The organism is Streptomyces sp. NPDC048659 (assembly GCF_040650575.1).
Taxonomy (GTDB): Bacteria; Actinomycetota; Actinomycetes; order Streptomycetales; family Streptomycetaceae; genus Streptomyces.
In genome coordinates this window covers 68,572-92,055 of the sequence record NZ_JBEZHM010000025.1, presented here as the reverse complement: position 1 = coordinate 92,055, position 23,484 = coordinate 68,572, and the positions used below count along the sequence as shown (strand labels likewise).

Sequence of the window (23,484 nt, the reverse complement as noted above, 5' to 3'; positions counted from 1 at the left end):
CCAGCCCTCCGACCAAGGAGCCGTCCCCATGTCCGACTGGAACACCCGGCTGGAAGTCAAACTCGCCGGCCGGACGATCTCGCCGATCACCAACTTCTCCCCGTCGTTCAACGTCCCGCACACGGTCATCCACAGCCTGGAGGCGGACGGCGTCGGCTTCGTGCGCCAGCCCTTCACCTTCACCTTCACGATGACCATCCCCGCGATCGCCTCCGCCGTCGCCGACCTCACCGAACTCGCCGTCAACGGGGCAGAGTTCGCCATCGCGGTGGCCGAGAAGCGGGGCGACGACTGGGCGTTCTCCGCGCTCAAGTTCAGCCGCTGCGTGGTCAGCGCCGCCCAGCCCAGCACCATCACCGTCGACGGCGTCCCGCAGGCCACCTTCACCTGCATGGCCCTCAACGTCGGCGTGGAGGGCTGAGGATGACCTTCCCCGAGGACCCCTCCCACGGCCCGGCGTACGACCCGTCCGGCGCCCCGCGAGAAGCGGACGGCGACCGCGTCGAACGCACCGGGATCGCCCTCGTCCACGAGGGCGAGTACATCCTGCCCGCCCCCGGGAGCGAGGCCCGGATCACCCACCGGAGCGACACCGGGCAGGTCGTGCACTACCACTTCCCCGTCGAGGTGGAGGTGGTCGGCACCCTCCAGGACCACCACGTCCGCCGGATCGCCGCGCACGTCTTCGAGGAACTCGACCGCGAACTCGGCAGCCGGGGATAGGGGACAGCCGGTGGCGGACCAGGTGCTCGTCGGCACGATCCCCCTGCTGTACGTGCAGAGCATCACCCTGACCGAGGGGTACCGGGTCGAACGGATCCTGGGCAGCCGCTTCTCCCAGGCCACCCAGCCGTCCACCAAAACCCTCGCCGTCGAGGCGGTGCTGCTCGGCCCCGAACGCTTCGCGACGAAGAAGGCCCTGGAGGTGCTGGCGCTCACCTCCCGGGCCCTGCTCGCCGCCGCGGGCCCGGCGCTCGCCGCCAGCGGCATCCCCGTCGTCTGCGGGCTCACCCTCAGCCTCGACATGCAGATCACCGACCTCCGCTTCACCCAGAGCGTGCAGAAACGGGACGCCTTCGACCTGTCCATGACCCTCCAGCACGTGCCCCGCTCCAGCCTCGGCGCGCTGGTCGGCGAGCTCGCCGACCTCGCGCTCGCCGCCGGGAGCGCCGCCGTCCCCTCCCCGCCCGCCCCCGCCGCCGTACCCCGCCACCCGGGGCCGCCGCTCCCCTGAGCGCCGCACCCGGCCGCCCCTGACCGTCCCCCCCCCCGAACCCCCGCACCGACCCGAGAGGAGCCCGATGCAGGCGAGTCTGCCCGTCGACGCCGACGAAGGCTTTCCCCAAAGCTTCCGGCTGCGCTTCGGCGAGCACGTCTACCGGATCGAGCTGTACGTCAACGCCGACGAGCCGACGGTCGACGCGACCGCCGCCGCCGACGGCTTCCTCGACCTGCTCGACGGCGGCCCCTTCCTCGTGGTCGCCGTCGCCCGCGAGGAGCCCGGCGGCCTCGTGCCGCTGCTGCGCCGCAAGGCCGTCCGCGCCCTGCCCTGCCCGGCCGGCGGACTCGCCCTCGTCTTCCGCGAGGCCCGCGTCCACGTCCGCAACCTCAACGGCACTGGCGCCCACGGCTCCCGGGTCCTCGCGGAGGTGACCGCCCGATGAGCTTCGCCATCCGCTACAGCCTCACCCTCGCCGAACAGCCGCCCCCCGCCGCGGCCGGTGCCGGGACCGCACGCGCCGCCGCCGCGGCCACCGGGGAGACCGGCCCCCTCGCCGGACTGCCGCTCAGCGTCTCCAACGACCTCTTCGGCGGCTCCCTCGTCCTCGACGCCGACATCACCGTCACCATGGCCGAGGGCGCCGTCGCGAGCACCTTCGAAGCCGTCCTCGTCAACCTGCCCGCCGAGACCGTCCAGGCGCTCCGGGCCACCCTCGCCGCCCGCCCGCTCGCCGCCACCCTCCGGCTCGGCTACTTCGACGTCCGCGCCGCCGACGAACTCCCCGTCATGGTCGGCCGCGTCACCAGACTGGCCTCCTGGGTCGCCGAGGACGGCCTCAGCCGGGTCCGCCTCACCGGCCAGGACGCCGGCGGCTACGCCCTGCGGACGACCGGCGCCGCCGCCCACCGCGCCGAGGCCGCCACCGCCCTGGAGTTCGCCGACCGGATCGTCACCGCCGCCGGGCTCACCCTCGCCAAGAGCTCCGCGCTCGACACCGAGCTCACCGACCACACCGTGCGCAACCCCACCGCCCTCGACGCCCTCCGCGAACTCGCCGGCACCGCCCGCGCCCCCGTCGTCATCCGCGACGGCACCGTCCTCGTAGGCCCCGCCGTCGGCGCCGACGACCCCGCCCCGGTCGCCTTCGACCCCGAGACCAACCTCGTGCGGTACGGCGACACCCAGGGCGAGGAGACCCTCGTGGTGGCCCCCGGAGAGGAACGCCCGCCCGTCCGCGACTCCGTGGACCTCACCGTCCTCGGCCACCCCGGCCTGCGGGTGGGCCAGACCGCCACGCTCCGCGGCCTCGACGACGCCCCGCCCGGACCGCTCCGCGTCAACCGGCTCGTCCACCGCTTCGGCGTCCGCACCGGCTACGTGTGCGAGGTCCAGCTCGTCGCCGCCGCCGCGGGGGAGTCCGTCGAGGCCGTCGACGGCGTCCGGGCCGTCGCCGACCGCCTCGACACCGGCGCCGAACGCGCCCTGCTCGCCCGCCCCGCCGTCGACGTCGGCGAGGTCAGCGGCTACCGCCCGGCCGGCCACCAGGTCTCCCTCCGCTACGGCCAGTCCCCGCCGCCCTCCCAGGCCCTGCCCAGCGTCACCGGGACCGTCGGCGACGAGGTCCTGCTCGACAAACCCGTCGCCGCGCCCTTCGCGTTCGGCCCCTGCGGGCTCATGACCCCCGTCTACCCCGGGATGCGCGCCCTGCTCGCCCACAACCGCAACCTCGTCAACGACGCCGCCGTCGTCGGCTGGCTCTGGCCCCGCACCCCCGGCGCCCGCGCCCCCGAACCCCGCCCCGGCGACTACTGGCTCGCCCTGCCCACCGGCACCGACGCGGAAGGACAGCCCACCGGTCCCGGCGTCAACGACCTCACCGACGCCCGCGGCGCCCGCACCGTCCAGGCCCGCGGCCTGCACATCCTCGTCGGCACCCCGAAACTCCCCCCGGTCGGCACCCGCCCCGAACCGCCCGCCGACGACACCGTCACCATCGAGCACCACACCGGCACCACCATCGAGATCGACCCCGCCGGAGCCGTCACCGTCCGCACCGCGGGCGCCGGGATCACCCTGACCAACGGGACGGTCGCGCTGTCCCTCGACGGCGCCTCCGTACGGGTGAGCTGATGCCCGAAGTCCTCACCACCGCCGCCGTCCTGAAGTGCGCCCACGGCGCCCCGCTGCTCGTCACCGCCTCCCAGCACGCGCTCACCGTCGACGGCGCCCCCGCCCTCCTCGTCACCGACCTGCTCGCCGCCACCGTCCCCGGCTGCCCCAACACCGACGCCTCCCGGGGCCAGGCGCCCTGCGTCAAGGTCACCACCGTCAGCACCGGCGCCAGCCGCCTGCTCACCGTCGACGGCGCCCCCGTCGCCCTCGCCACCGCCCGGGGCGCCACCCAGGCCAGCCCCGTCCTCCCCGTCGCCTGGCGGGTCGAGGACCCCGGCCAGACCCTGCTCCGTACGGACTGAGGAGCCGCCCGCCCATGCCCACCCCCGTCCCGCCCGACCCCCTCGGCCGCGGCCTGCTCCTCGACGACGGCGACCTCGTCCTGCGCGGCACCGGCCTCGCCGAGGTCCAGGGCCTCGCCAACCTCGTCCAGGCGCTCACGCTGCGGCTGCTCACCCCGTACGGCAGCGACCGCTGCGACCACCGCTACGGGCTCAGCGCCGGAGCCGCCTTCACCCACCCCGGCGGCACCCGCGTCCTGCGGGACCTGCTCCGCCTGGAGATCGTCCGTACCCTCGCCGCCGACCCCCGGGTGCGGGAGGTCGCCGACGTCTCCATCGACGAGGACCGCGTCGGCCGCGTCCTCACCGTCCGGGTCCTCGTCGAGGCCCTCGACGGCCGGACCACCGCCCTGACCGCCGACGTGGAGGCATGACCATGGAATACGGCGTGACCCCCGACGGCTTCGTCCTCAAGGGCCTCGACGTGATCCTCGCCGAGAGCAGGGCCCGCACCCGGGCCGCCCTCGGCGCCGACATCGACCTCTCGCCGACCAGCCCCCTCGGCAAGATCCTGGAAGTCGTCGCCCAGGAGGACGCCGAACTGTGGAAACGCATGGAGGCCCTCTACTACGGGCAGTTCACCGCCACCGCCGACGGCGCCGCCCTCGAACTCCTCGGCGCCGACGCGGGACTCGCCCGGCACGCCCCCCGCCGCGCCGGCACCGTCCGGCTCACCCTCGGCGGCGGCGTCCCCGGCCGGACCTACGCGGTCCCCGAGGCCACCGTCCTGCTCGGCGCCGGAGACCCCGCCCGCGCCTTCGCCACCACCGCCCCCGTCGAACTCACCGCCGCCTCCCCCGCCCGTACCGTCCGGGTCCTCGCCGTCGACCCCGGCGAGGACCCGGTGCCCGCCGGGACCGTCGACGACGTCCACCCGGCGCACCGCGCCCAGTACCTCGCCGACTGGCCGCCCGCCACCCTCGCCGTCACCAACCCGGCCCCCTTCGACGAACTCCTCCCCGAGGACGACGACACGTACCGGGCCAGGATCATCGCCCTCCCGCGCGCCCTGTGGACCGTGGAGAGCGTCCGGCAGGCCGCGCTCGGCGTGCCCGACGTCCTCGACGCCCGCGTCACCGACCCGCTCGGCGGCATCGACGTCTCCCAGGCGTACTTCGGCGGCTTCGACTTCGGCGGACGCACCTTCAGCGACGAACGCCGCGTCGGCGAGCCCTACTTCGCCGAGGTCGCCGTCGCCCACCGCGGCCTGCGCCCCTGGCGCACCCTGCCCGGCCCCGGCGCCGTCACCGGCGTGTACGAGCTCGTCCAGGCCGCCGTCGAGCGGGTCCGGCCCATCGGCGTCCACCTGAACATCGTCGAGGCCGACCACATCGACGTCGCCGTCCGCGCCGAGATCGTCCTCGCCGCCGGCTTCGACGGCCCCACCGTCACCGACCGCCTCCGGGCCCGCCTCACCGCCGACATCGGCCGGCTCCGGCTCGGCGACGACGTCCTGTACGCCCGCGTGATGTGCGCCCTCGCCGAACAGCCCGGCGTCGACGACGTCCGGCGGCTCCACCTGCGGCGCTGCCCGCCCGCCTTCGGCCGCTTCGGCTTCGGCGGCGTCGCCTACCAGCTCGGCACCGTCGAGGCGGCCGTCGGCGCGTCCCTCGCCATGGGCCCCACCGAGATGGCCGTCCTCGCCGCCGACCCCGCCCTCAGCAGCATCGAGGTGACCACCCGGTGAACCCCGCAAGCGTCTCCGGCGTCCTTGCCCCCGCCGCCCCGCCCCGGCTCGCCGCCGCCGACATGGCCGACCGGCTCACCGCGCCCTTCGCGCGCGGCGCCGACCGGCTCCCGCTCGACATCCGGGGCACCGCCGTCACCCCGTACGACTTCCGCGTCCACACCGACCGGTTCGGCGTCGTCCCCCGCCCGCTGTACGTCCTCCAGGCCCGCCGGGACGTCCCCGCCGGGACCACCGTCACCTTCGGGGTGCGCGGCGCCGCGCCGCTCGCCCTGCCGCTGCCCGACGGGCTCGCCGCCGGCGCCTCCGTCCCGCTGCCCGACGGCACCGGCCTCCTCACCGGCGTCCAGTCCGCCCTCCCCGGCGGCCAGGAGGACTGGTGGCTGCTCACCGCGCTCCTCGGCACCATGGGCCGGCTGCTGTGGGCCGTCGGCTGGGAACGCGACCAGCTCCGCGCCCAGCTCGCCAGGACCACCGCTCAGCGCTTCCCCGGCCACGCCGAAGGTGTCCAGCTCGACCGGCACGGCGCCGGACTCGGCCTCGTCCGCGCCCCCGGCGAGACCGACGCGTCCTACCGGCGCCGGCTCACCGTCGCCCGCCGCTGGACCCTGCCCACCCCCGCCGGACTCGCCGCCGCCCTCAACGACGCGGTCGGGCCCCTCGACGGCGTCGCCGCCCCGCTCCTCGTCGACGACACCGACGCCGAACTCCGGCGCGGCCTGCTGCCGTTGCGGGTCGCCCCGCTCGACCTGCCGCCCGGACTCAGCGTCGACCTGCTCGGCACCGTCGGCACCGACCCGCGCCGGCCCCCCGGCGACGAGGTCTTCCACCCCGGCCTCCTCACCGCCCTGTCCCCGCACGCCGCCGACTCCCGCCCGCTGCCCGGCACCCCCGAACCCCTCGTCGTCCAGCAGGTCGTCGTCGCGGCCATCGCCCGGCTCAACCTCTTCGCCTCCCGGTCCGTCGTCCACGCCGGCTACGACCCGGCCGCCCCCGACGCCCGCGCCACCGGCCGCGCCGTCCTCCTCAGCCACGACACCATCCCCGCCAGCCGGATCGCCGCCCTCGCCCACTGGTCCGGCTTCGACCTCGTCACCCACCGCCCCGACGGCCTCGTCTACGCCGAGTGCGCCCCCGGCGAACTCCTCGGCATGGAGACCGGCGACGGCACCCTCACCGTCGACGGCACCCGCACCCTCTCCGTACGGCCTCTCAACCCGCCCCCCGGCTCCCTCATCCGCTGGTACCTGCTGCGCGACGGCGCCGGCCGCTGCGCCTTCACCGGACCCGCCGAAGGCGCCTCTGTCGAACTGCGGGGCACCGCCCCCGGGCGGCTCGTCGTCGTCGCCGAACTCCGCCTCGCCGACCTCACCGTCTCCGCCACCCGCGAGCTCCTCGTCCGCCCCGTCACCGTCGCCGACTCCACCGCCATCGGCGCCGACGGTACCCCCGACCCCGCCCCGCCGCTCCCCATGCCGCCCGGCGAGGCCCTCGACCCCGTCTTCCTCGTCCGCCACGACGACCCCGCCCACGCCGAGTACGGCACCGACCTGGAGAACCACCGGATGCGCCGCGAGCTCGCCGAACACCTCGACGCGCTCATCGCCCTGCTGCCCCCGGGCACCACCGGACTCCTCGCCGTCCGCCGCGACCTCACCCCGACCGCGAGCCCCCTCGCCCGGGAGGCCCGTGAACTGCGCCTCGGCCACCCCGGGCTGCCCGCGGGCACCCTCGGCGCGCTCGCCCACACGGCGGGCTTCAGCTACGTCCGGGTCGACCAGGGAGTCGTCACGGTCGCCCAGGAACACCAGGACCCCGTCCGGGTCACCGCCCCCGGACTCTTCCGCGACGTGCTGCCCATCGGCACCACCGTCCCCCTCACCGTGACGCCCCCGCCCGCCGAGATCGGCGCCGCGGGCGTCCTCGGCTGGTCCACCGGCGACGGCGCCGCCGCCCTCCTCACCACCGCCCCCGGCACGATGTCCGTCCGCGGCGAACACGGCGGCCCCGCCTGGGTGCAGGCCGCCTACCGGACGGGCGACCGCACCGGCGGCTACCGCTTCACCGTCCGGCTGCGCCCCGAACTCGCGGGCCACACCCTGCCCCCCGCCACCCGCTCCCTGATCGTCGGCCTCCTCGACGCGCTGCGCCCGCTGGGCGTCGAGGTCGTCACCCGTCTGCTGCCCGGAGGGAATCCGTGACCGACATCGTCTTCAGCCCCACCTTCAAACACGTCGCCTGGGTCGACAACCGCGACCGCGTCGCCGCGAGCGGCCAGAACGGCTTCAACGTGCGCTTCGACGCCATCCAGCAGGACCTGGAGCGGCTCGGGACCGTCGTCGGCCAGATCGACACCGGCCTCAAGGCCGTGGGGCAACGCCCGCCCGTCGAACGGAAACTGAGCCTCGCCCCCGCCTTCGTACCGGTGTCGCCCGCCAAGGCGTGGGCCCTCGACCGCAACGGCGTCGCCACCCGGGAGTCCTCGCTCGACAACTCCGCCCAGGGCCTCCTCCTCGTCGCCCCGCCCGACGGGGCCCGGCTCACCAGGCTCCGCGCCTTCGGCGTCAACAGCGGCGCCGCCGCCCTCTCCGTCGTCCTCTTCCGCTCCCCGCTGGCCGACAGCGCCAACCGCGAGGCCCTGGCCCAGATCACCTGCACCGGCACCTTCGGCGACCCCCAGGACGTGTCGCCGGACAAGAACCGGGTCGACATGTCCCTCTACCGCTACTTCGTCACCGCCTCGCTCACCTCGGCCACCGACGCCGACACGATCCTCATCTCCAGCGTCCAGCTCAGCTACGTCACCGACTGAACGGAGCCCGCCCATGGCCGGCGACCTCTTCCTCCCCCTCGCCCCCGGCGTGACGATCCCGGTCGCCGAGTAGCCGAGGCGGCGCCCCGTGGAGACCCACGTCCACGTACCGGTCCGGATCGTCCTCACCGGCGAACCCGGGCCCGACGAACTCGCCGCGCTCACCGGCCGGCTGACCGCCCTCGTCGCCCGGCGCCTCGACCGCGCCGCCCGGGAGACCGCCCGCCGCCGCCCCGCCGGACCGGCGCCCGCCGCGGCCGGGGCCGCGATCCGGGAGGCCCACGAGCCGGACCGGGACGTCCCCGGGGGATACGCCCTGCCCTCGTACGCCGGAGCCGGGCGCCGCACCGCCGTCCCGTCGCGCGGCGAACCGCCCTGGACCGTCGTCGGCACCGCGCGGGCCCGGATCGAGGTCGGGCGCTACCTCCGCTACGTGGCGGAGGTGCTGGGCCGGGAATTCCCCGAGGCCGCGCTGTACCGCTCGCTCGGCGGCCAGGTCCGCGACGCGGACGTCTGGCTCGTCCGGCTCGGCCACGCCCACGCCCCGCACGCCCTGGGCGAGGAACTGGTCACCGCGAGCTCCGCCCGGGAGCACGGCGGAGCCACCGTGCCGGCCTGGGCGGTCGCCGGAACGGCCGCATCCCTGCGCCGCCTCACCGACGCCGACACCGGCGGCGCGGTCGCCGCCCGCATCCCCCGCGTACCGCCCCGGCACGTCGTCTTCACCACCATGCGGCTGCCCCGCGTCGCCCTCGGCGACGTCGCCGCCCTCGGCCCCGGCCTGGTCACCGCGCTGACCGTGCCCGACACCGGATTCTGCGTCGACCCCTTCGTCTTCGAACGCGCCACCGGCCTCCCCTGGAGCCGCTACGCCGAGGAGTACGCCCGCGAGACCATCCACGTCCGGATCCAGCCCGCCGTGCTCCGCGCCGCCTCCACCCCCGTGCGCACCCCCGCCGGGATCCAACGGGACGCGCTCTTCCTGCTGTTCGACCGGCACGCGGGCCCCGGGCCCGCGCACCACGAGCCCGCCGCCCGGCTCCTCCTCGCCGACGGCGACGCCTTCCCCGAGGTCCCCGCCGCCGCGCTCCGCGGCCTCGAATGGCCCGACGAGGAGGGCGAACGGGTGCTCTACTGCCGGGCCTCCCTCGACCTCGGCCCCGACCGCCTCGACGCCGCGCGCTTCCGCCCCGCCGCCCGCCGGATCGCCGCCGGGATCCTCCCGCTCATCGGGGACCCCGCCTTCGGCGAGGCCCTGCGCGCCCTGCTCGACGAGACCGCGCGGCACGCGCCCGGCCGCACCGGCGGCCTCTTCGGACACGTCCTGGACGATCTCGCGGGCCACGGCGCGCTCGCCGCCTTTCTCGACGCGGCCGACTCCACCGGCCGGTTCGCCCTGCGGCTGGAGCTCCTCCGCCAGTGCGAGACCACCCCGTACGCCGGACACGACCGGGTCCGCGCCCTGCGCGCCGCCCTCACCGGCGAACGCGCCGCCACCACCGCCCACACGTACACGCCCGGCGGCCCCGGACAGGGTGCCCTGCGGCTCGACCGCAGACCGGACGGGACGGTGCCCGCCGGAGGGCTCCTCGGCGCCGTGGACCTCCTGTACGAGAAGACCACGACGGTCCTGCGCCCCAAACCCGGCCGGGCCGAGGCGCTGCGCGCCGCACTCCTCGCCCAGCGGCTGCTGCTGGTCGAGGCCGTCCTCACCGGGAGCGACCCGCGCGAGTACACCGAGGAGGAGTTCGCCGCCGAGGCCGCCGCGCGCGCCGCGCGGGCCGCCGGGATCACCGCCGACGACTTCGAGGAGATCCGGGTCGCCCTCGGCATCCGGCTCCTGGAGGTCCTCGCCACCGAGGAGGGCGGCCTGCCCTCGTACGCGGTGCGGTTCGAGCTCGTGTCGCGCGCCGCGGACCGCGCGGAGCCGTGGACGCGCGCCGCCGGGCCGCTGCTCGAACCGGTCGGCCTCTTCGAGGCGCGGCTCGTCGAGTGGCGGCTCGGGCAGGCCGGGACCGCCTACCGCTGGGCCGGCTTCGCCGTGGTCGCCGTTGGCGGCGCCGCCCTCGCGTGGGAGGCCGGTGTCGTCGCCTCCCTCCTCCGGCTCGGTGGCGGGGCGCGCGCGGTGGGCGTCGGCGTCGGCCTCTCGGAGACCCTCCACCTGGTCAGGGTCCTGCTCCACGAGGAGGACGGCGTCGGCGGCTTCGCCACGGCCGCCGTCGACGGCTACCTCGGCTCCGTCGGCTTCCGGATCGGCGGCGGCCTCGGCGGACTCGCGGCGGGCCGCTTCGGCACTGCGGGACTGCGCGCCCGGATCGCCTCCTGGCTCGCCGGAAAGCTCGTCACCGGCGCGGTCGGCGGCGCCTCCTCGGCTGCCCTGGCGGCCCTCGCCCACGACGTCGTGGACGCGCGCTGGTCCGGTGTCGAGGCGTACGCGCGCACGATGGAGTTCGGCACCGTCGTCGGCGTGATCGGCGCCTTCACCGTCGAGCCGCTGCTCCACGCGCTCCTCACCCGCGCCGCGCCGACCCTCGTCAAGGCGGCCCTGCTCACCCGGCTGCTGAGCGCCGAGGGCGTCACCGCCGAACGCTGGGCCGAGGCCATGGCGCTGACCCGGCGCCGGATGGAGCACACCCTGGGCCAGGGCCTGCCGGCGGCGGAGGCCCGGGCCTGGGCCCAGGCCCTCGCCTCGCGCGCCGACGAGGCCGCGGAGGGCCTCGCCCACGCGTCGCCCGGGGCACGGGGCACGGCCGCCCGGATTTCGGGGCGGGTCGAGCCGGGGGTCGGGGCGGGGGCGGGGGGCGCGCTGCCGCCGGGGGCCGGGCCCGGGGCGGGGGGCGCGCTCGCGTACGGCCCGGAGTCCGCGTCCGGTCCCGTCGAGTCCGGTCCCTCCGCGTCCGCTCCCGGCTCCGTGGCGGGCCTCCGCTCCGCGTCCGGTCGCGCCGCCTTCGCGCCCGGCTCCATGGCGGGCCTCCGCTCCGCGTCCGGTCGCGCCGCCTCCGCTCCCGTCGCCGCGTCCGATCCCGTCGCCGTCCCGCTCCCGGTCCCCGCCGACGCCGCAGAGGCCGCGTCCGCCCGGTCCGGGCCCGCCGCCGCCTGGCCCGGCTGGGCGCAGCTCAAGCGGGCCTCGCTGACCGACCGGGAGGCCGCCCTGGACCGGTGGTGGTACGAGCGGGCGCGCCCCGAGGAGCTGCGGGCCCGCGAGGCCCGCGACCCCGTGGCCAAGGAGTTCCTGGACGAGGCGTGGGGCGGCGCGCGGCGCCCGCACCAGCCCGAGCGGCCGGGCGATCCCGCCGTACAGGACCTGCTCCGGGGGGACCTCGCGGCGGCCCGCGCCGCCGTCGAGGCCGAACGGCTGCGCCAGGTCGCGGCCGGGCTGCGGGCGCCGTCCGCCCGCGAGCGGGCCGGGTTCCAAGAACGCGCCACCCCGGCCGGGGCGCAGGAGGTGCCGCCGACCGCCAAGGCCGCCGCCGGGTACGAGGGTACGGTCGCCGTCGCCCGCTCCGACATCCCCGCCCTCGCCGGGGAGCTGTTCACCGGCGGCTCGCCGCGCGCCCTCGGCTCGTACGCCCCCGGGCATCCCGTCCGGCCGCCGGACGAGGTGGTCGTGCCGCAGGCCCACGGCCACGCCGAACAGGACCTCGGGCAGCGGCTCGACACCCGGCTCGCGCGCCTCACCGACGCGGAACGGGCCGCCGCGCGCGGCCGTACCGTCTTCATCCGGGTCGACCAGGAGGTCTGCTCGATCTGCGCCGCCGCGCTAGGCGGCGGGCCGCGCGCCGGGGTGCTGGCCCGGCTGAGCGCCCGGCACCCCGACATCGTCTTCGAGGTCACCGCCGACGACGTCAGCACCGTCTACCGGATCGTCGGCGGACGGCGGGTCCGATGACCGAGGGCCGTCCCGAGCTCCGCTTCCACCCGCCCGTGTTCCCGCCCCCGCCCGAGGGGCTCGCCCCGGAGACCGCCCGGCTGCTGGAGGCCGCCGTCCGGCGGGCCGTCGCCGACGCGGTGCGGGCGGCCGGGGGCCGGTTCGCGGAGCCGGGCGCGCCCGGCCCGCCGGCCGTGCCGCCCGAGCGGGCCCGCCCGGGGCCGCCGGAGGCGCCGGACCCCGGGAGCGACGGCTACCGGGTGCCCGGCTACGCCTCCGGGGGCCGCCCGGTGACCGTGCGGCTGCGCCGGGACCGGGGAGGCGCGGGGCCCGCCGGGCGGCCCGAGGGCGGGCTGGGCCTCGGGGCGCGGGCCGGGACCGGCGGGCGCAATCTGGGCGGCGGCGCCCGCACCGGGGCCCCGGCGCCCGCGCCCGAGCAGCCCTGGACGCCCGAGCGGCTCGCCGCGCTGCGGCGGCGGATGGGCCCGGAGTACCGGGAGGCGCTGCTCGGCCGGATCTCCGTGGACGACCTGCTGGTCGGCTCCCACCGGGTGCGGCTGGTGCCCGCGCTCGGCGGCACCGACCACGAGCGGACCGTCGCCGCCCGGCTCGGTCCCGGTGCCTTCCACCTGGCGCCGATCGAGGCCGAACGGAGCGGGCTGAGACTCGCCACCGTGCCCGGGGGGCGCTACGCCGTGCACCGCGTCGGCGCGAACGGGCGGCGCGAGGACACCGGGCTGCGGGTCACCACCTGGGACGCGCGACCGGTGCGGGACGGCATCCTCGCGTACACCTCCGACCTCACCACCCTCCGCGAGATCACCGTCGTCGGGCACGCCCGCCCGGACGCCCGGGCGGTCGCCGCGGCGGTCGCCGACGACCTGCGGCGCGGGCTGGCGTACGCGCCCGGCTCGGTCGTGGCGGCCACCATGAAGGACCGGCTCCAGGGCCTGGACGACACCGAACTCATGGCCTGCTGCGAGGAGTTGCGCACGCTCGGCAGGCTCGGGGAGACGCTGGCCCTGGTACGGGTGCGGGCGTTCCGGACCTTTCTGCGCGAGCGGCGGGTGCCCTGGTCGTACGTCTACTCCCACTGGGAGCCCAACGTGCTCGACGGGGCGCAGGTGCTCGCCGGGATCGTGTGGGGCGCGGGCGAGTACGAGTACCAGGTGCTCGAACTGCTCGGGACGCTCGCCGGGTCGTTCTTCTCCGCCCGCCTCGCCGAGGACCGGCACCGGCTGTGGACCGGGCTCGTCACCGCCGTCACGCATCCGCTGGTCACCGCCCGGGAGGGGCTGCGGGCGCTGCGCGACGCCTTCGTCGAGAAGCTGGACCAACTGGAGTTCTTCGACGCCGGACGGATCGTGGGCCAGATCCTGATGGCGCTGCTCACCCTGCCCGAGGCCGTCGCCTCGCTGCCCCGCGCCGGCCGGGGCGTGGTCCGCGCGGTGCTCGCCGTGAACCGGATCGGGGTGGCCGCCCTCGACCGGATCGGGCTGCGGCTGCTGGACGTCCTGCGGCTCCTGTTCGCCGAGCGGCCCGTGCTCGTCACCCGGGAGGGGGTGCTGCTCAGCGTGGGCGCGGGCGACGACATCCTCGCCTCCGGGGCCGAGGCCAAGGGCAGTTGGGTGATCTCCCGCACCGAGATCAGCAAGGAGCTCAACGCGGAGCAGGCGGCCGAGCGCCTCTTCACCCCGGAGGAGATCGAGGAACTGTCCGGGATGCTCGACAAGTTGAAGAGGAGGAAGCCTCCTCGCCGCGCCCCGGGCGCGGCGGTGCTCACCGTGGAGGTCCTGGAGGAGCTGGTGGCCGAGGCGATCGCGGAGGTCGGCGCGCAGCCGGGCAGTGCCGGGTTCACGGCCGCCAAGCGCGGCAGCAGACTGCACTCCGCCTTCTCCCGCCTGGTGACGGCCCGGTTCCCGGGCAGCGGCCTCACCCTCGTCAGCGAGACGGCGATCCGCGGCTTCGCGAAGCTCCCCGCCGCGCTCCTCGACACGCCCATCGAGGAGTTCGTGAAGGCCACCCCCGGGGTGGCCGAGCTGGAACAGCGGCTCAAACCCCTCTTCCTGAAGGACGGGAAGCCGCGCCTGATCGGCGACCTGACCCCCGACCTGATCGTCCGGGCCCCCGGCCGCCTCGTGGTCTTCGACCTGACCAGCGTCGAGCGCGAAGCGCACATGGCGAAGAACCTGCTGTACGCCGCGGTGCTCCGGGACGGGGGCGAGGCGGTCACCGTGGGGGAGACGTACTGGCGCCACTTCGGCGAGACCGCCGCCGAGATCGGCGAGCACTACCGCAAGGAGCTCCGCGCCGCCCGGATCCAGCAGGAGGCGGCGCGCGAGGTCATGCGGCGCCACCAGGGCGGCGGCACGCCCTGAGTACGCGCCCTGAGCAGGCCCTGAGTACGCCGTGAGCAGGTCGGGCTTCCTCGCGCGGGAGCCCCGGGCCGCCCGGTCACCGCCCCGTCAGCGTCCGAGCGCCGTCGCGAGCTGGGCGCGTGAGCGCACGTCCAGCTTCTGGTAGATGCGGGTCAGTCGTGCCTCCACCGTCTTCACGCTCAGGTACAGCTTCGCCGCCGCCTCCTGGTTGCTGGCTCCCTGCCCGACCAGCCGGGCCAGGCGCAGCTCCGCCTCGGTCAGGGCGGACCGCGCCGACAGCGCCTCCGGGCCCGCCGGGCCCGCCGGGCCCTCACCCGCCGGGCCGGCCGGTGTCTCGCTCGTCAGCACGAGCCACGGGGCCGCACCGGCCCGCTCGAAGACCCCCGCGGCCTCCTGGAGGGCCGCCTGCGCCGCCGAGCGGCGCCGCCGTCTGCGCTCCACCCGGGCCAGCGCCACCAGCGCCCGCCCCCGCTCCAGCGGCAGCCCCGCACGCCCGAACCGCTCCGCCGTCCCGCTCAGCAGCTCCGCAGCCCCGTCCGTACGGCCCTCCGCCGCCAGGCACAGCGCGTACGCCCGGTCGCAGCCCAGCAGCACCGACGCCCGCCCCAGCCGCTCCGCGACCGGCCGCACCTCCGCCAGCACCGCCATCGCCTCCTCGACCGCGTCGTGCGCCAGCAGCGCCTCCGCCAGCTCCTCGTGCCAGCGCAGCATCGACGGGTCGACCGTGGATTGGGCCCGCTCGTTCGCCTCCACCCGGCGCAGCGTCTCCAGCGCGGCGGCCACGTCCCCGTTGACCAACTGCACCCGCCCCAGCGCGTACAGGCTGCGGGACAGGAAGACCCGGTCGCCCTCCTCCTCCGACGCCTGCACGCTGCGCCGCGCGTAGCTCGCCGCCCGGCCGAAGCTGCCGCCCGCCGTCTCCGCCAGCGCCAGCGCGTACCACGCGGGCCCGGGGGAGAGCCCCGCCTCCAGCGTCAGCGCCAGCGACTGGCCCGCGTGCGCCAGCGCCGCCGAGCAGGGCCCGAGCCGCGACTCGATCTCCGCCAGGGTGCTGAGCAGCTCGATGGTGTCCTCGACGGAGCCGCGCCGCTGCACCAGCGGCAGCAGCGCGTTGAGCTGGTCCCGGGCATCCACCAGCCGCCCGTCGAACAGGGCGTGACGGATCGTCAGGATCTGAGCCGCGTTGCGGATCCCGGCCGGCCGCTCGGCCGTCTCCAGGGCGCGGGCCTGCGCGAGCACCGCGTCCGCGTCCGCCGAGCCCAGCGCCCGCTCCATCCGTGCCTGCACGGTCAGCGCCTGCGCCGCCAGCCGAGGGTCGCCCATCGAGGCGGCCAGCGCCGCCGACTCCACCGCGGCGGCCCGCGAACGCAGCGGATCCCCGTCCGCCAGCACGTACTTGACGGCCAGCCGGAGCTGTACGGCCGCCCGCAGCGCGGTGTCGTCCTCCGAGTCCTCCATGGCGTGCACGTACATCTCGTCGAGGCCCGTCAGCCCCTGCCCCGCCGTGTCCAGCACCGCGAGCCGGGCCCGCACCCGGTCGGCGGGCACCGCGTCGCGGGCCAGCAGGTCGGTCGCGGCACGCATGGCGAGATCGGCGCGGGCCGCGCGGGCGGCCTCCTCGGCGGCGTCCACGAGCCGGGCGATCCGCCGGTGCCCGTACTGTCCCGGTGTGGACTCGGCCGCCAGCAGGGCCAGTTCGGCCGCGAGCCCGCGATTGCCGCGCCCCCGGGCGAGGTCCGCCGCCGCGCCGACCTCGGCGGCCAGCTCCTCGTCGGGCGCGTCGGTGGCCAGCGCCCGGTGCCGCACCGCGTCCACCGGGTCGTCCACCACCTGCGCCAACGCCGCGTGCCCGGCGCTGCGTTCGGCCCAGCAGGCGTCGTGCACCAGGGTCGAGGGCAGCAGCCCGGCGGTGAACGCGACCGTGCCGTCCTCGGCCAGCGACACCAGCCCGGCCCGCTCGGCCGCCGCCAGGTCGGCCTCCGCGTTCGGCCGCCCGGCGCGCCGGACCAGCGCCGCCGAGGGGCGCAGCGCGAGCGCGGCGAGCAGCAGGGTCTCCCGCACGTCCGGCGGCGCGGCGCCGAGCAGCTGCCGGGCCAGGTCCCGGGCCCGCCCGGACAGGGTCAGCGCCTCGGCGTGGTGCACCGGGGTGCGGGCGTCGGCGAGCGAGCGCCCGACGGCCAGCGCGAGCCGCGGGTTGCCGCCGCTGGCCTTGTGGATCCGCCCGGCCATCCGGGACGGCAGCCGGTGGTGGATGAGGAGTTCGGCGATCTCGTCCGCGTGCAGCGGCGGCACCAGGAGCACGTCGGCCTCGGACGGCACCCACAGGTGCGTGTCGCGCGGGTCCTGCGTCCCGTACGCCTCGTAGGCCGCCGGTGTCTCCACGGAGACCACCCTGAGCGCGGGCGGCGCGAGGTGCAGCGCGAAGCGGAGCAGGTCGGCGCTGTCGGGGTCGATGTGCTGCACCCCGTCGACGACGAGCAGGGCGGGGCCGCGCGCGGTGAGCGCGCGCAGGATCCGGGCGATCCCGAGCCGCAGCGCGATCGGGTCCCAGCCGCCGTCGTGCAGCGGGGCCTCGCGGCAGAGCATGGCGACGGCGGTCCGCTGCGGCCCGGGGAGCGCGTCGAACACCCCGGTGGCCGAGACGCCGAGCGGCCCGTGCGCCCCGTCGGCCCCGTGGGCCCCGTGCGGCCCGGCGGGCGCGGTCCCGTACGCGGGGGTGGCGGCGTCCCGGCCGGTGAACGCCCGCTCCGGGCCGGGCCCGGAGCCCTCGGCGCCCGCCGGGACGGCGCCGGGCCCCTCGGGGCCGCCCGCTCCCTCGGGCCCGGGCGCCGGGACCGCCGTGGGGACGGGGGCATGCGTCGGCGTGGGGACCGGGGCGGGGCGGGTGACGGTGGCCGCGACCGAGGCGACCAGGGCCGCCGCGGTCGCGCCGGGTATCTCGCGGTCGGCGGGGAGCGTGGCCAGCCACAGCACGGTCTCGCCGCGGGCCTCCGCGCGCGCCGCCGCGGCCAGCGCGACCTCGGTCTTGCCGACCCCGGCCGGTCCCGTGAGCAGCGCCCGCCCGCGCGACTGCAGTACGCGTTCGAGGCGGGCGAGGAGTTCCTCGCGGCCCACCGGCGCCGGCGGCGCTGACGTCATGCTTCCACCACCCTCCGGCCCTCGGGGCCCGGCCCGTGAGCCCCGTTGCGCAGAGAATACGGAGCCTGTCGCCGGAGTCCAGGCCCGCTGTCCGGCATACGGACGGCACGCGCCGGTCGACGGTCCGTCACCGACGCCAGGAAGCGCCCGTGGTGTAGACCACGAGCGCTTCGCTGACCAGCGGTGATGCTGATGTGGGGGGTGATTCTGGGCGGAACCCTGGCGACCTAGAAGGTCAGGCTCCACGAGTCGATGTAGCCGGTGTCACCCGAGGCCACATCGCGGACCTGGAGCTTCCAGGTGCCGTTGGCGACCTCGCTGGACGCGTCGACCGTGTAGGTCGCGAGCACGTTGTCCGCGCTGTCCGACGAGGAGGACGCCTTCAGGTTGCGCACGGTCCCGTCGGGGGCGACCAGGTCGACGACCAGGTCCCCGCGCCAGGTGTGCTTGATGTCCACGTCGACCTTGAGGGCGGCCGGCGCGTTGCCGGTGCGGCCGGTGACGGCGATCGAGGAGGACACGGTGGCGTTGTCCGCGATGGCGACGTCGGTCGCGTTGGTGAAGACGGTGCCGGCGGGCGGGGTGGTGGTGACCGCGTCGACCGTCTTGGCGGCGTCGGCGATGCCGGTGCCGCAGCCGCCGGTGCAGGTGCCGGGCAGCGGGCGGGCGTTGGTCTTGATCGCCGACTCGATCTGGGCCGGGGTGAGGCTGCTCTTGGCCGACTTCAGGAGCGCGGCCAGACCGGCGATGTGCGGGGCCGCCATCGAGGTGCCCTGGTAGGGCTTGTAGCTCTCGGCCGACTGGACGGTGGTGCCGGAGTTCAGCGTGGAGTAGATGCCGTTCTCGGGCGTGGTCACGGTGCCGGGGGTGTCGGTCGCGCGGCGGGTCTCGCCGCCCGGGGCCGCCACGTCCACGAGGGAACCGTAGTTGGAGTAGAAGGAACGATTGCCCTCACGGCTGGTCGAGGCCACGGAGATGACGTTCGAGCAGTTCGCGGGGGTGAAGCCGGACACGTCCGCGTTGCTGTTGCCCGCGGCGACGACGACGGTGGTGCCGCGCGAGACGGCGCCGTTGATCGCGTTCTGGTAGACGCTCGGGCAGGTGGCGCTGGCGCCGCCCAGGCTCAGGTTGATGACCCTGGCCGGGGTCGCGTTGGCGGGGACACCGGGCACGGTGCCGCCGGAGGCCCAGGTGATCGCGTCGGCGATGTCGGAGGACGAGCCGCCGCACTTGCCGAGCACGCGCACGGGCTGGATCTTCGCGTTGTACGCGATGCCCGCGATGCCCTTGGTGTTGTTGGTGACCGCGGCGATGGTGCCGGCCACGTGGGTGCCGTGCCAGGAGGAGTTGGACGCCTTGGAGCCGGTGCCGCACTCGCCGTCGGTGGCGTTCCAGTCGCCCTCGTCCTTCGAGTCCGCGTCACGGCCGTTGCCGTCACGGGCGTCGGCGGACGCGGAGATGAAGTCGTAGCCGGAGACGACGTTGGTGGCGAGGTCCGAGTGGGCGGCGTAGCCGGTGTCGATGACGGCGACGGTGACGCCGGAACCGGTCGTCTTGTCCCAGGCGGTGGGCACGTTCATGCCGCCGGTGGGCTCGAAGAGGTCCCACTGCTTGGCGTAGTCGGTGTCGTTCGGGGTGACCGCCATGGCGTACGCGCGGATGTCCGGCTCCACGGAGGCGACCTGCGGGTCGGCGCGGAAGGCGTCCATCACCTCGGCGACGTCCTGCTTGGTGGCGGAACCGCCGAGGTCGACGAGGGCGGCGCCGCCGGCCAGGCGGCGCTCGAAGGAGAGCTTCTCGCCGGTGGCGGCGGCCTTGTCGGCCGCGTCGCTCTTGGCGGCGGTGTTCGAACCGGCCTCGGCCGCCGAGGACTTGTAGGTCACGATGACCTTGTCGACGGGGGCGCTGGGCAGCGCGGTCATCGACTGGGAAGCGGGGACGGGCTTCGGGCTGACAGCGCCCGGGACGGCGGCGAACGCCCCGGAGGTGGTGGCAGCGGCGCCGAGGATCGCGGCGCTCGCGACCACCACGGATATGACTCTCCGCCTGGAACCGTTCAAGGTGTGGCCCTTTCGAGTACGACGTGAGGGAGCAGTGGCGGCGGCGCGGGACACGCGGGGCGAAGTGGGGTCGCGTCCGTCGTCTCCCTGGGCGTGGGGGCCCGTGCGCCGCCACCGGCGCGACGGCCCGGGTCAAGGCCGTCCCCGGCGGACATGGCTCACCCTGCTCATGCACCTGACAGGTGGAGAGGAGGGGGGAGGGGATCCGCCGGTGCGGCAGACAGTAGGGAAACCCGAGGTGAACCCGATACGGGGAAAACCCTTGTCACCCCTCGGGGGAGGGAGGGGGAGGGGCGGGGGAACCCGCCGACGAGGAAGGGGGCCCGGGGAGGTTTACAGGGGAGGGGGGTTGCGGGGCGCGGGCGAGGAGGGCCCGGCGGGCGGGGCGGGGGGTGGCTCGCGGGGGCACCTGGTGGGGGTGCGGGGCGGCCGTCGGGGCGCGGGAACGGTGGGGGCGCGGGAGCGGTTTGGGCTGCGCGGATGGGGTGCGAGGGCCGCGCGGGCCGTGCGGCTGTGGGGCAGGGGCCGCGCGGGCCGCAGGGGGCGGTGGGGGGACCGCTCATGTCGTACGGGGGCGGCGCGGGGACGACTCGCGCGGCGCAGGGGCGTGGGGCGGGGGCTGTACGGCGGTGCGGCCGTCGGGCGGGGCTGCCTGTGCCGCAGGGTGGCCGCGCGCGGGCCGTTCGTGTCGTACGGGCGCGGCGCCGGACGCCGCGCCCGCGCACCGCCCGGACCGCCCGGACTGCTCGGCCCGCCCGCCCGAGCCCCGCCCGGCCTCCCCGCCCCCCCGCTCAGCCCAGTTCGAGCGTGGTCACGCCGAAGACGCGGTCGCCCGCGATCGGGCGGATCGGGCCCGTGTACATGCGGGCCGTCTCGAAGGTGGGCTCCAGGCCCCGTTCGGTGGCCAGGCGGGCCGCCGCCGGGTTGGCCTCCGGCATGTCGACGGCGATCCGGTCCGCGCCGAACGCGCGCGCCTCCGCTGCCAGCGCGTCCAGGAGGGCCGCCGCGTCGGCGGGGGAGTCGGCGAACAGCGGCCCGACCCGGGCCTCCTGCTCGGCGGGCCGGACCACCCCGTAGCCGGTGACCCGGCCGTCGACGAGCCGGACCAGCGCGCGGTGCCCGGGTGTCGTCAGCCAGGAGGCCAGGAAGCGCGGGCGCTCGGCGGGGTGGCAGGCGGCGTCGTACGCGGCGAGCGCCGCCGGGTCCACCCGCTCCGCGGGCAGCACCCCGGCCACCGGCCGCTCCGGCTCCGGGACCTCGCCGACGAACCGGGCGGACCGGTAGGCGGGGGCGAAGCCGGACCTGCGGTAGTTGTCCTGCTGCGCCGGCACCCCGTCGAGCCCGACGGTCCGCGCGCCCGCGTGGGCGAGCGCCGCCCGCCAGGTCGCCAGACCGTGGCCGAGACCGCGCAGCTCGGGCCGTACGAGATAGAACCCAAGGAAGGAATAGGAGTCGTCGTAGTTGACGACCGAGATCGCCGAGACCGGCTCCCCGTCGATCCGCCCCAGGAAGAAGCCCTCGGGGTCCTGCGCGAAGAACGCCTCGGCGTCGGACCGGCCGGGGTTCCACCCCTCCTCGGCCGCCCAGTCGCGCACCAGCGCCCAGTCCTGGAGTGACGCACGGGTGATCTGGAGGCTCATGGGGGTCCCTTCGGCGGACGGTGAGGCGGCGGGTGAGCGATGGCGGGGCGGCTGAGGGGCGGCGGCGGATCGATGGCGCGGCGACGGCGGGTCAACGGTGGCGCGACGCCGGGGTGATGGCGGGGCGATGGCGGAGAGCCGCCGAGCATAGCCGCGCCGCGCCCCCTCCCCGCCCGCCGCCGTCGCTTTCCGGCCGTCCTGCTCGCCGCACCCGCCGTTCCCCTGAGCGGGCCCAGCCACCCAGGGGAACGGGGCCCGTCACCCCACCAGCCGCAAGGCCGTCCCCGCCAGCCCCACCCGTACGGACTGGCCCCAGGTCAGTTCCAGGGCGTCCGTCTCCACGCCGTCGCCGAAGACCACCAGACGGTCCGACTCGACCGTCAGGCGGAGGGCGTCGCCGGGGCCGAGCAGGCCCTCCACGCGCCCGGTGCCGGAGGACGGGGAGGGCCACGCCTCCCGTACCGACCAGGCGAGGCCCGGGGCGGTCGGCGCGGGCAGCGGAACGGCGCTCGCGCGCTGGTGCCAGAGCGAGCGGAGCCAGCCGGTCGCCCCCGTGCCGGTGCCGACGAGGACGCCCGAGGACGCCTGGCGCTCGGCCGGGCCGGCGGGCGCCGCCAGGGTGTAGCGGGCGGTCTGGTGGCCGGGCGCGCCGACGTAGACCTCGTTGAGGGCGAGCAGCCGCTGCCCGTCGTCCGTGACCGCCTCCGCCATGGTGAGGGCGTCCACCGCCGTCCGCACCCCCGTGACGGACGGCAGCAGCCGGCGGGCATCGGCCGGGCGGTGGCGGACCAGGACCCCGGGACCGCGCCCCGGTTCGGGATCGATCCCGACGACGGGCTGGCCCGCCAGGTACTTGGCCGTGTTGGCCACCAGCCCGTCCTGCCCGACCACCACGACCACGTCCTCGGGCCCGAACAGGAAGCGGTCGAGGTCGGCCCGCTCGACCCGGGCCCGCCGCCACCGCAGCGGCACGGCGGCGGCGACCTCGGCGAGCGCCCGCCCGGCCCGCTCGTGGCGCTCGCGGACCTCCGTGACCGAACGCCCCCGCGAAGCCAGGAAGAACGCGGCCTGTCCGGGCGTCCCGTGCCGGGCCAGCAGCTCCTGGTACTCCGTGGTGCGGTGCACGAGCACCGCGCGCGGCGCCAGGCTCATCCGTCCGCACCGCGGCCCAGCCGTGCCAGCAGCCCGGTGAGGACGTCCGGGGACAGCGTCAGGTGCTCGATGCGCGGGAGTTGTTCGGCGGCGCGGGTGGCGGCGAGGGCGTGCAGGGTGGCCGCCGGGACGTCCGCGTGCGCCCGCAGCCAGGCGGTCTGCGCCTCCGCGCGCGCCGCGCCGACCTCGCGCGCCGCCTCCGCCTCCGCGCGGGCCAGCCGCACCGTGCGCGCGGCCTCGGCCTCGGCCCGTACGGCGTCGGCCGCGGCGCTCTCCTCGGCCTCGCGGCGCGCGTTGACACCCCGCTGCTCGACCAGCCGCTCCTCCTGCCGGGCCAGCTCGATTTTGCTGGCCAGCTCGTTCTCGGCGATGGTCCGCTCGCGTTCCACGGCGACGGCCCGGCGCTCGTAGGTGGCCCGGTCGGCCTCCTGCTGGACGCGTTCGCGGGCCGGGGTGCGCAGCGCGCGCTCGACCTCGGGCTCGGGGCGCAGGGCCACCACCCGGACGGCGACCACCTCGATGCCGGTGTCCGGCAGCCGGGGTTCGGCGGCGAGCCCGGCCGCCATCCGCTCCCGTACCGCCGCGACCCCGTCGACGAGCGCCTCGGCCAGCGGGATCCGGGCGAGCACGTCGAGCGCGTGCTGCTGGGCGCTCTCGGTGAGCAGCCCGGCGATCTGCTCCAGCGGCGTGCCGCGCCAGACGCCGGTGTCGGGGTCGACGGAGAAGTCGAGCCGTCCGGCGGCGGCGCCGGGGTCGGTGATCCGGTACGTGACGGTGGACTGCACGCTCACGTCCTGGAAGTCCGCGGTGCGGGCGTGGAAGGACATCGACAGCTCGCGGTCGTCCACGGGCACCTCGGAGAGGGCGGCGGAGAGCGCGCGGAACCAGAAGCTGAGCCCGGCGCCGTCGTGCACGATCCGGCCGCCGCGCTGGTGGCGGATGTGGACGGTGGGCGCGGAACGCAGATGGCGCCAGCCTGCGCGCCGGGTGATGTCGGCCATGGGTGACCTCCCC

General features: G+C 76.7%; 17 protein-coding genes. 12 read left to right on the top strand and 5 right to left on the bottom strand.

Annotated features, from left to right (window positions below):
- The first annotated feature begins 28 nt into the window (after positions 1-28).
- From AB0C99_RS20500 to AB0C99_RS20445, 12 genes are all read left to right on the top strand, one after another.
- Positions 29-421 carry a hypothetical protein gene (locus AB0C99_RS20500; protein WP_362476797.1) on the top strand — a complete coding sequence of 131 codons (393 nt, stop codon included), beginning with the start codon at positions 29-31 and terminating at the stop codon, positions 419-421.
- Between the two features lie 2 nt (positions 422-423).
- Positions 424-723 carry a hypothetical protein gene (locus AB0C99_RS20495; protein ID WP_362476795.1) on the top strand — a complete coding sequence of 100 codons (300 nt, stop codon included), beginning with the start codon at positions 424-426 and terminating at the stop codon, positions 721-723.
- 10 nt (positions 724-733) lie between these two features.
- Complete coding sequence (locus AB0C99_RS20490; RefSeq protein ID WP_362476793.1) at positions 734-1,234, top strand: hypothetical protein; 501 nt, start codon at positions 734-736, stop codon at positions 1,232-1,234.
- 67 nt (positions 1,235-1,301) lie between these two features.
- Positions 1,302-1,664 carry a hypothetical protein gene (locus tag AB0C99_RS20485; protein WP_362476791.1) on the top strand — a complete coding sequence of 121 codons (363 nt, stop codon included), beginning with the start codon at positions 1,302-1,304 and terminating at the stop codon, positions 1,662-1,664.
- Positions 1,661-3,352 carry a hypothetical protein gene (locus AB0C99_RS20480; RefSeq protein ID WP_362476789.1) on the top strand — a complete coding sequence of 564 codons (1,692 nt, stop codon included), beginning with the start codon at positions 1,661-1,663 and terminating at the stop codon, positions 3,350-3,352. Before AB0C99_RS20485 ends, AB0C99_RS20480 begins: the two co-directional genes overlap by 4 nt.
- The gene (locus AB0C99_RS20475; RefSeq protein WP_362476787.1) at positions 3,352-3,696 is read left to right on the top strand and encodes a hypothetical protein; all 345 of its coding nucleotides are present in this window, start codon (positions 3,352-3,354) and stop codon (positions 3,694-3,696) included. The genes AB0C99_RS20480 and AB0C99_RS20475 overlap by 1 nt, the downstream gene beginning before the upstream one ends.
- Positions 3,697-3,710: 14 nt before the next feature.
- Positions 3,711-4,109: a hypothetical protein gene (locus AB0C99_RS20470; protein WP_362476785.1), complete on the top strand. Its 399-nt coding sequence runs from the start codon at positions 3,711-3,713 to the stop codon at positions 4,107-4,109.
- Positions 4,106-5,422, top strand: a complete 1,317-nt coding sequence (locus AB0C99_RS20465) for a baseplate J/gp47 family protein (RefSeq protein WP_362476783.1) — start codon at positions 4,106-4,108, stop codon at positions 5,420-5,422. Before AB0C99_RS20470 ends, AB0C99_RS20465 begins: the two co-directional genes overlap by 4 nt.
- Positions 5,419-7,623 carry a hypothetical protein gene (locus AB0C99_RS20460; protein ID WP_362476781.1) on the top strand — a complete coding sequence of 735 codons (2,205 nt, stop codon included), beginning with the start codon at positions 5,419-5,421 and terminating at the stop codon, positions 7,621-7,623. The genes AB0C99_RS20465 and AB0C99_RS20460 overlap by 4 nt, the downstream gene beginning before the upstream one ends.
- Positions 7,620-8,234, top strand: coding sequence for a hypothetical protein (locus tag AB0C99_RS20455; RefSeq protein ID WP_362476780.1), 615 nt, complete (start codon positions 7,620-7,622; stop codon positions 8,232-8,234). The genes AB0C99_RS20460 and AB0C99_RS20455 overlap by 4 nt, the downstream gene beginning before the upstream one ends.
- 88 nt (positions 8,235-8,322) lie before the next feature.
- On the top strand, positions 8,323-12,123 hold the full coding sequence (locus AB0C99_RS20450; RefSeq protein ID WP_362476778.1) for a hypothetical protein: 3,801 nt from the start codon (positions 8,323-8,325) through the stop codon (positions 12,121-12,123).
- The gene (locus AB0C99_RS20445) at positions 12,120-14,480 is read left to right on the top strand and encodes a hypothetical protein (protein WP_362476776.1); all 2,361 of its coding nucleotides are present in this window, start codon (positions 12,120-12,122) and stop codon (positions 14,478-14,480) included. The genes AB0C99_RS20450 and AB0C99_RS20445 overlap by 4 nt, the downstream gene beginning before the upstream one ends.
- 87 nt (positions 14,481-14,567) lie before the next feature.
- Here the strand turns inward: AB0C99_RS20445 and AB0C99_RS20440 are convergent, their stop codons facing one another.
- From AB0C99_RS20440 to AB0C99_RS20420, 5 genes are all read right to left on the bottom strand, one after another.
- On the bottom strand, positions 14,568-17,618 hold the full coding sequence (locus AB0C99_RS20440; RefSeq protein WP_362476774.1) for a helix-turn-helix transcriptional regulator: 3,051 nt from the start codon (positions 17,616-17,618) through the stop codon (positions 14,568-14,570).
- Between the two features lie 227 nt (positions 17,619-17,845).
- The gene (locus AB0C99_RS20435; RefSeq protein ID WP_362476829.1) at positions 17,846-19,540 is read right to left on the bottom strand and encodes a S8 family serine peptidase; all 1,695 of its coding nucleotides are present in this window, start codon (positions 19,538-19,540) and stop codon (positions 17,846-17,848) included.
- Positions 19,541-20,469: 929 nt separating this feature from the next.
- Entirely contained in the window at positions 20,470-21,318 is an 849-nt protein-coding gene (locus AB0C99_RS20430) for a GNAT family N-acetyltransferase (protein ID WP_362476772.1), read from the bottom strand.
- A gap of 258 nt (positions 21,319-21,576) precedes the next feature.
- Positions 21,577-22,470: a hypothetical protein gene (locus AB0C99_RS20425; protein ID WP_362476770.1), complete on the bottom strand. Its 894-nt coding sequence runs from the start codon at positions 22,468-22,470 to the stop codon at positions 21,577-21,579.
- Positions 22,467-23,471 carry an SPFH domain-containing protein gene (locus AB0C99_RS20420; protein WP_362476768.1) on the bottom strand — a complete coding sequence of 335 codons (1,005 nt, stop codon included), beginning with the start codon at positions 23,469-23,471 and terminating at the stop codon, positions 22,467-22,469. Before AB0C99_RS20420 ends, AB0C99_RS20425 begins: the two co-directional genes overlap by 4 nt.
- Positions 23,472-23,484 lie beyond the last annotated feature (13 nt).

Bases quoted from the DNA above. Each gene is read 5' to 3' on its own strand.
- AB0C99_RS20465 (WP_362476783.1), top strand. From the start codon at position 4,106: ATGACCATGGAATACGGCGTGACCCCCGACGGCTTCGTCCTCAAGGGC.
- AB0C99_RS20500 (WP_362476797.1), top strand. From the start codon at position 29: ATGTCCGACTGGAACACCCGGCTGGAAGTCAAACTCGCCGGCCGGACG.
- AB0C99_RS20475 (WP_362476787.1), top strand. From the start codon at position 3,352: ATGCCCGAAGTCCTCACCACCGCCGCCGTCCTGAAGTGCGCCCACGGC.
- AB0C99_RS20480 (WP_362476789.1), top strand. From the start codon at position 1,661: ATGAGCTTCGCCATCCGCTACAGCCTCACCCTCGCCGAACAGCCGCCC.
- AB0C99_RS20430 (WP_362476772.1), bottom strand. From the start codon at position 21,318: ATGAGCCTCCAGATCACCCGTGCGTCACTCCAGGACTGGGCGCTGGTG.
- AB0C99_RS20435 (WP_362476829.1), bottom strand. From the start codon at position 19,540: ATGACCGCGCTGCCCAGCGCCCCCGTCGACAAGGTCATCGTGACCTAC.
- AB0C99_RS20495 (WP_362476795.1), top strand. From the start codon at position 424: ATGACCTTCCCCGAGGACCCCTCCCACGGCCCGGCGTACGACCCGTCC.
- AB0C99_RS20440 (WP_362476774.1), bottom strand. From the start codon at position 17,618: ATGACGTCAGCGCCGCCGGCGCCGGTGGGCCGCGAGGAACTCCTCGCC.
- AB0C99_RS20445 (WP_362476776.1), top strand. From the start codon at position 12,120: ATGACCGAGGGCCGTCCCGAGCTCCGCTTCCACCCGCCCGTGTTCCCG.
- AB0C99_RS20485 (WP_362476791.1), top strand. From the start codon at position 1,302: ATGCAGGCGAGTCTGCCCGTCGACGCCGACGAAGGCTTTCCCCAAAGC.
- AB0C99_RS20425 (WP_362476770.1), bottom strand. From the start codon at position 22,470: ATGAGCCTGGCGCCGCGCGCGGTGCTCGTGCACCGCACCACGGAGTAC.
- AB0C99_RS20420 (WP_362476768.1), bottom strand. From the start codon at position 23,471: ATGGCCGACATCACCCGGCGCGCAGGCTGGCGCCATCTGCGTTCCGCG.
- AB0C99_RS20470 (WP_362476785.1), top strand. From the start codon at position 3,711: ATGCCCACCCCCGTCCCGCCCGACCCCCTCGGCCGCGGCCTGCTCCTC.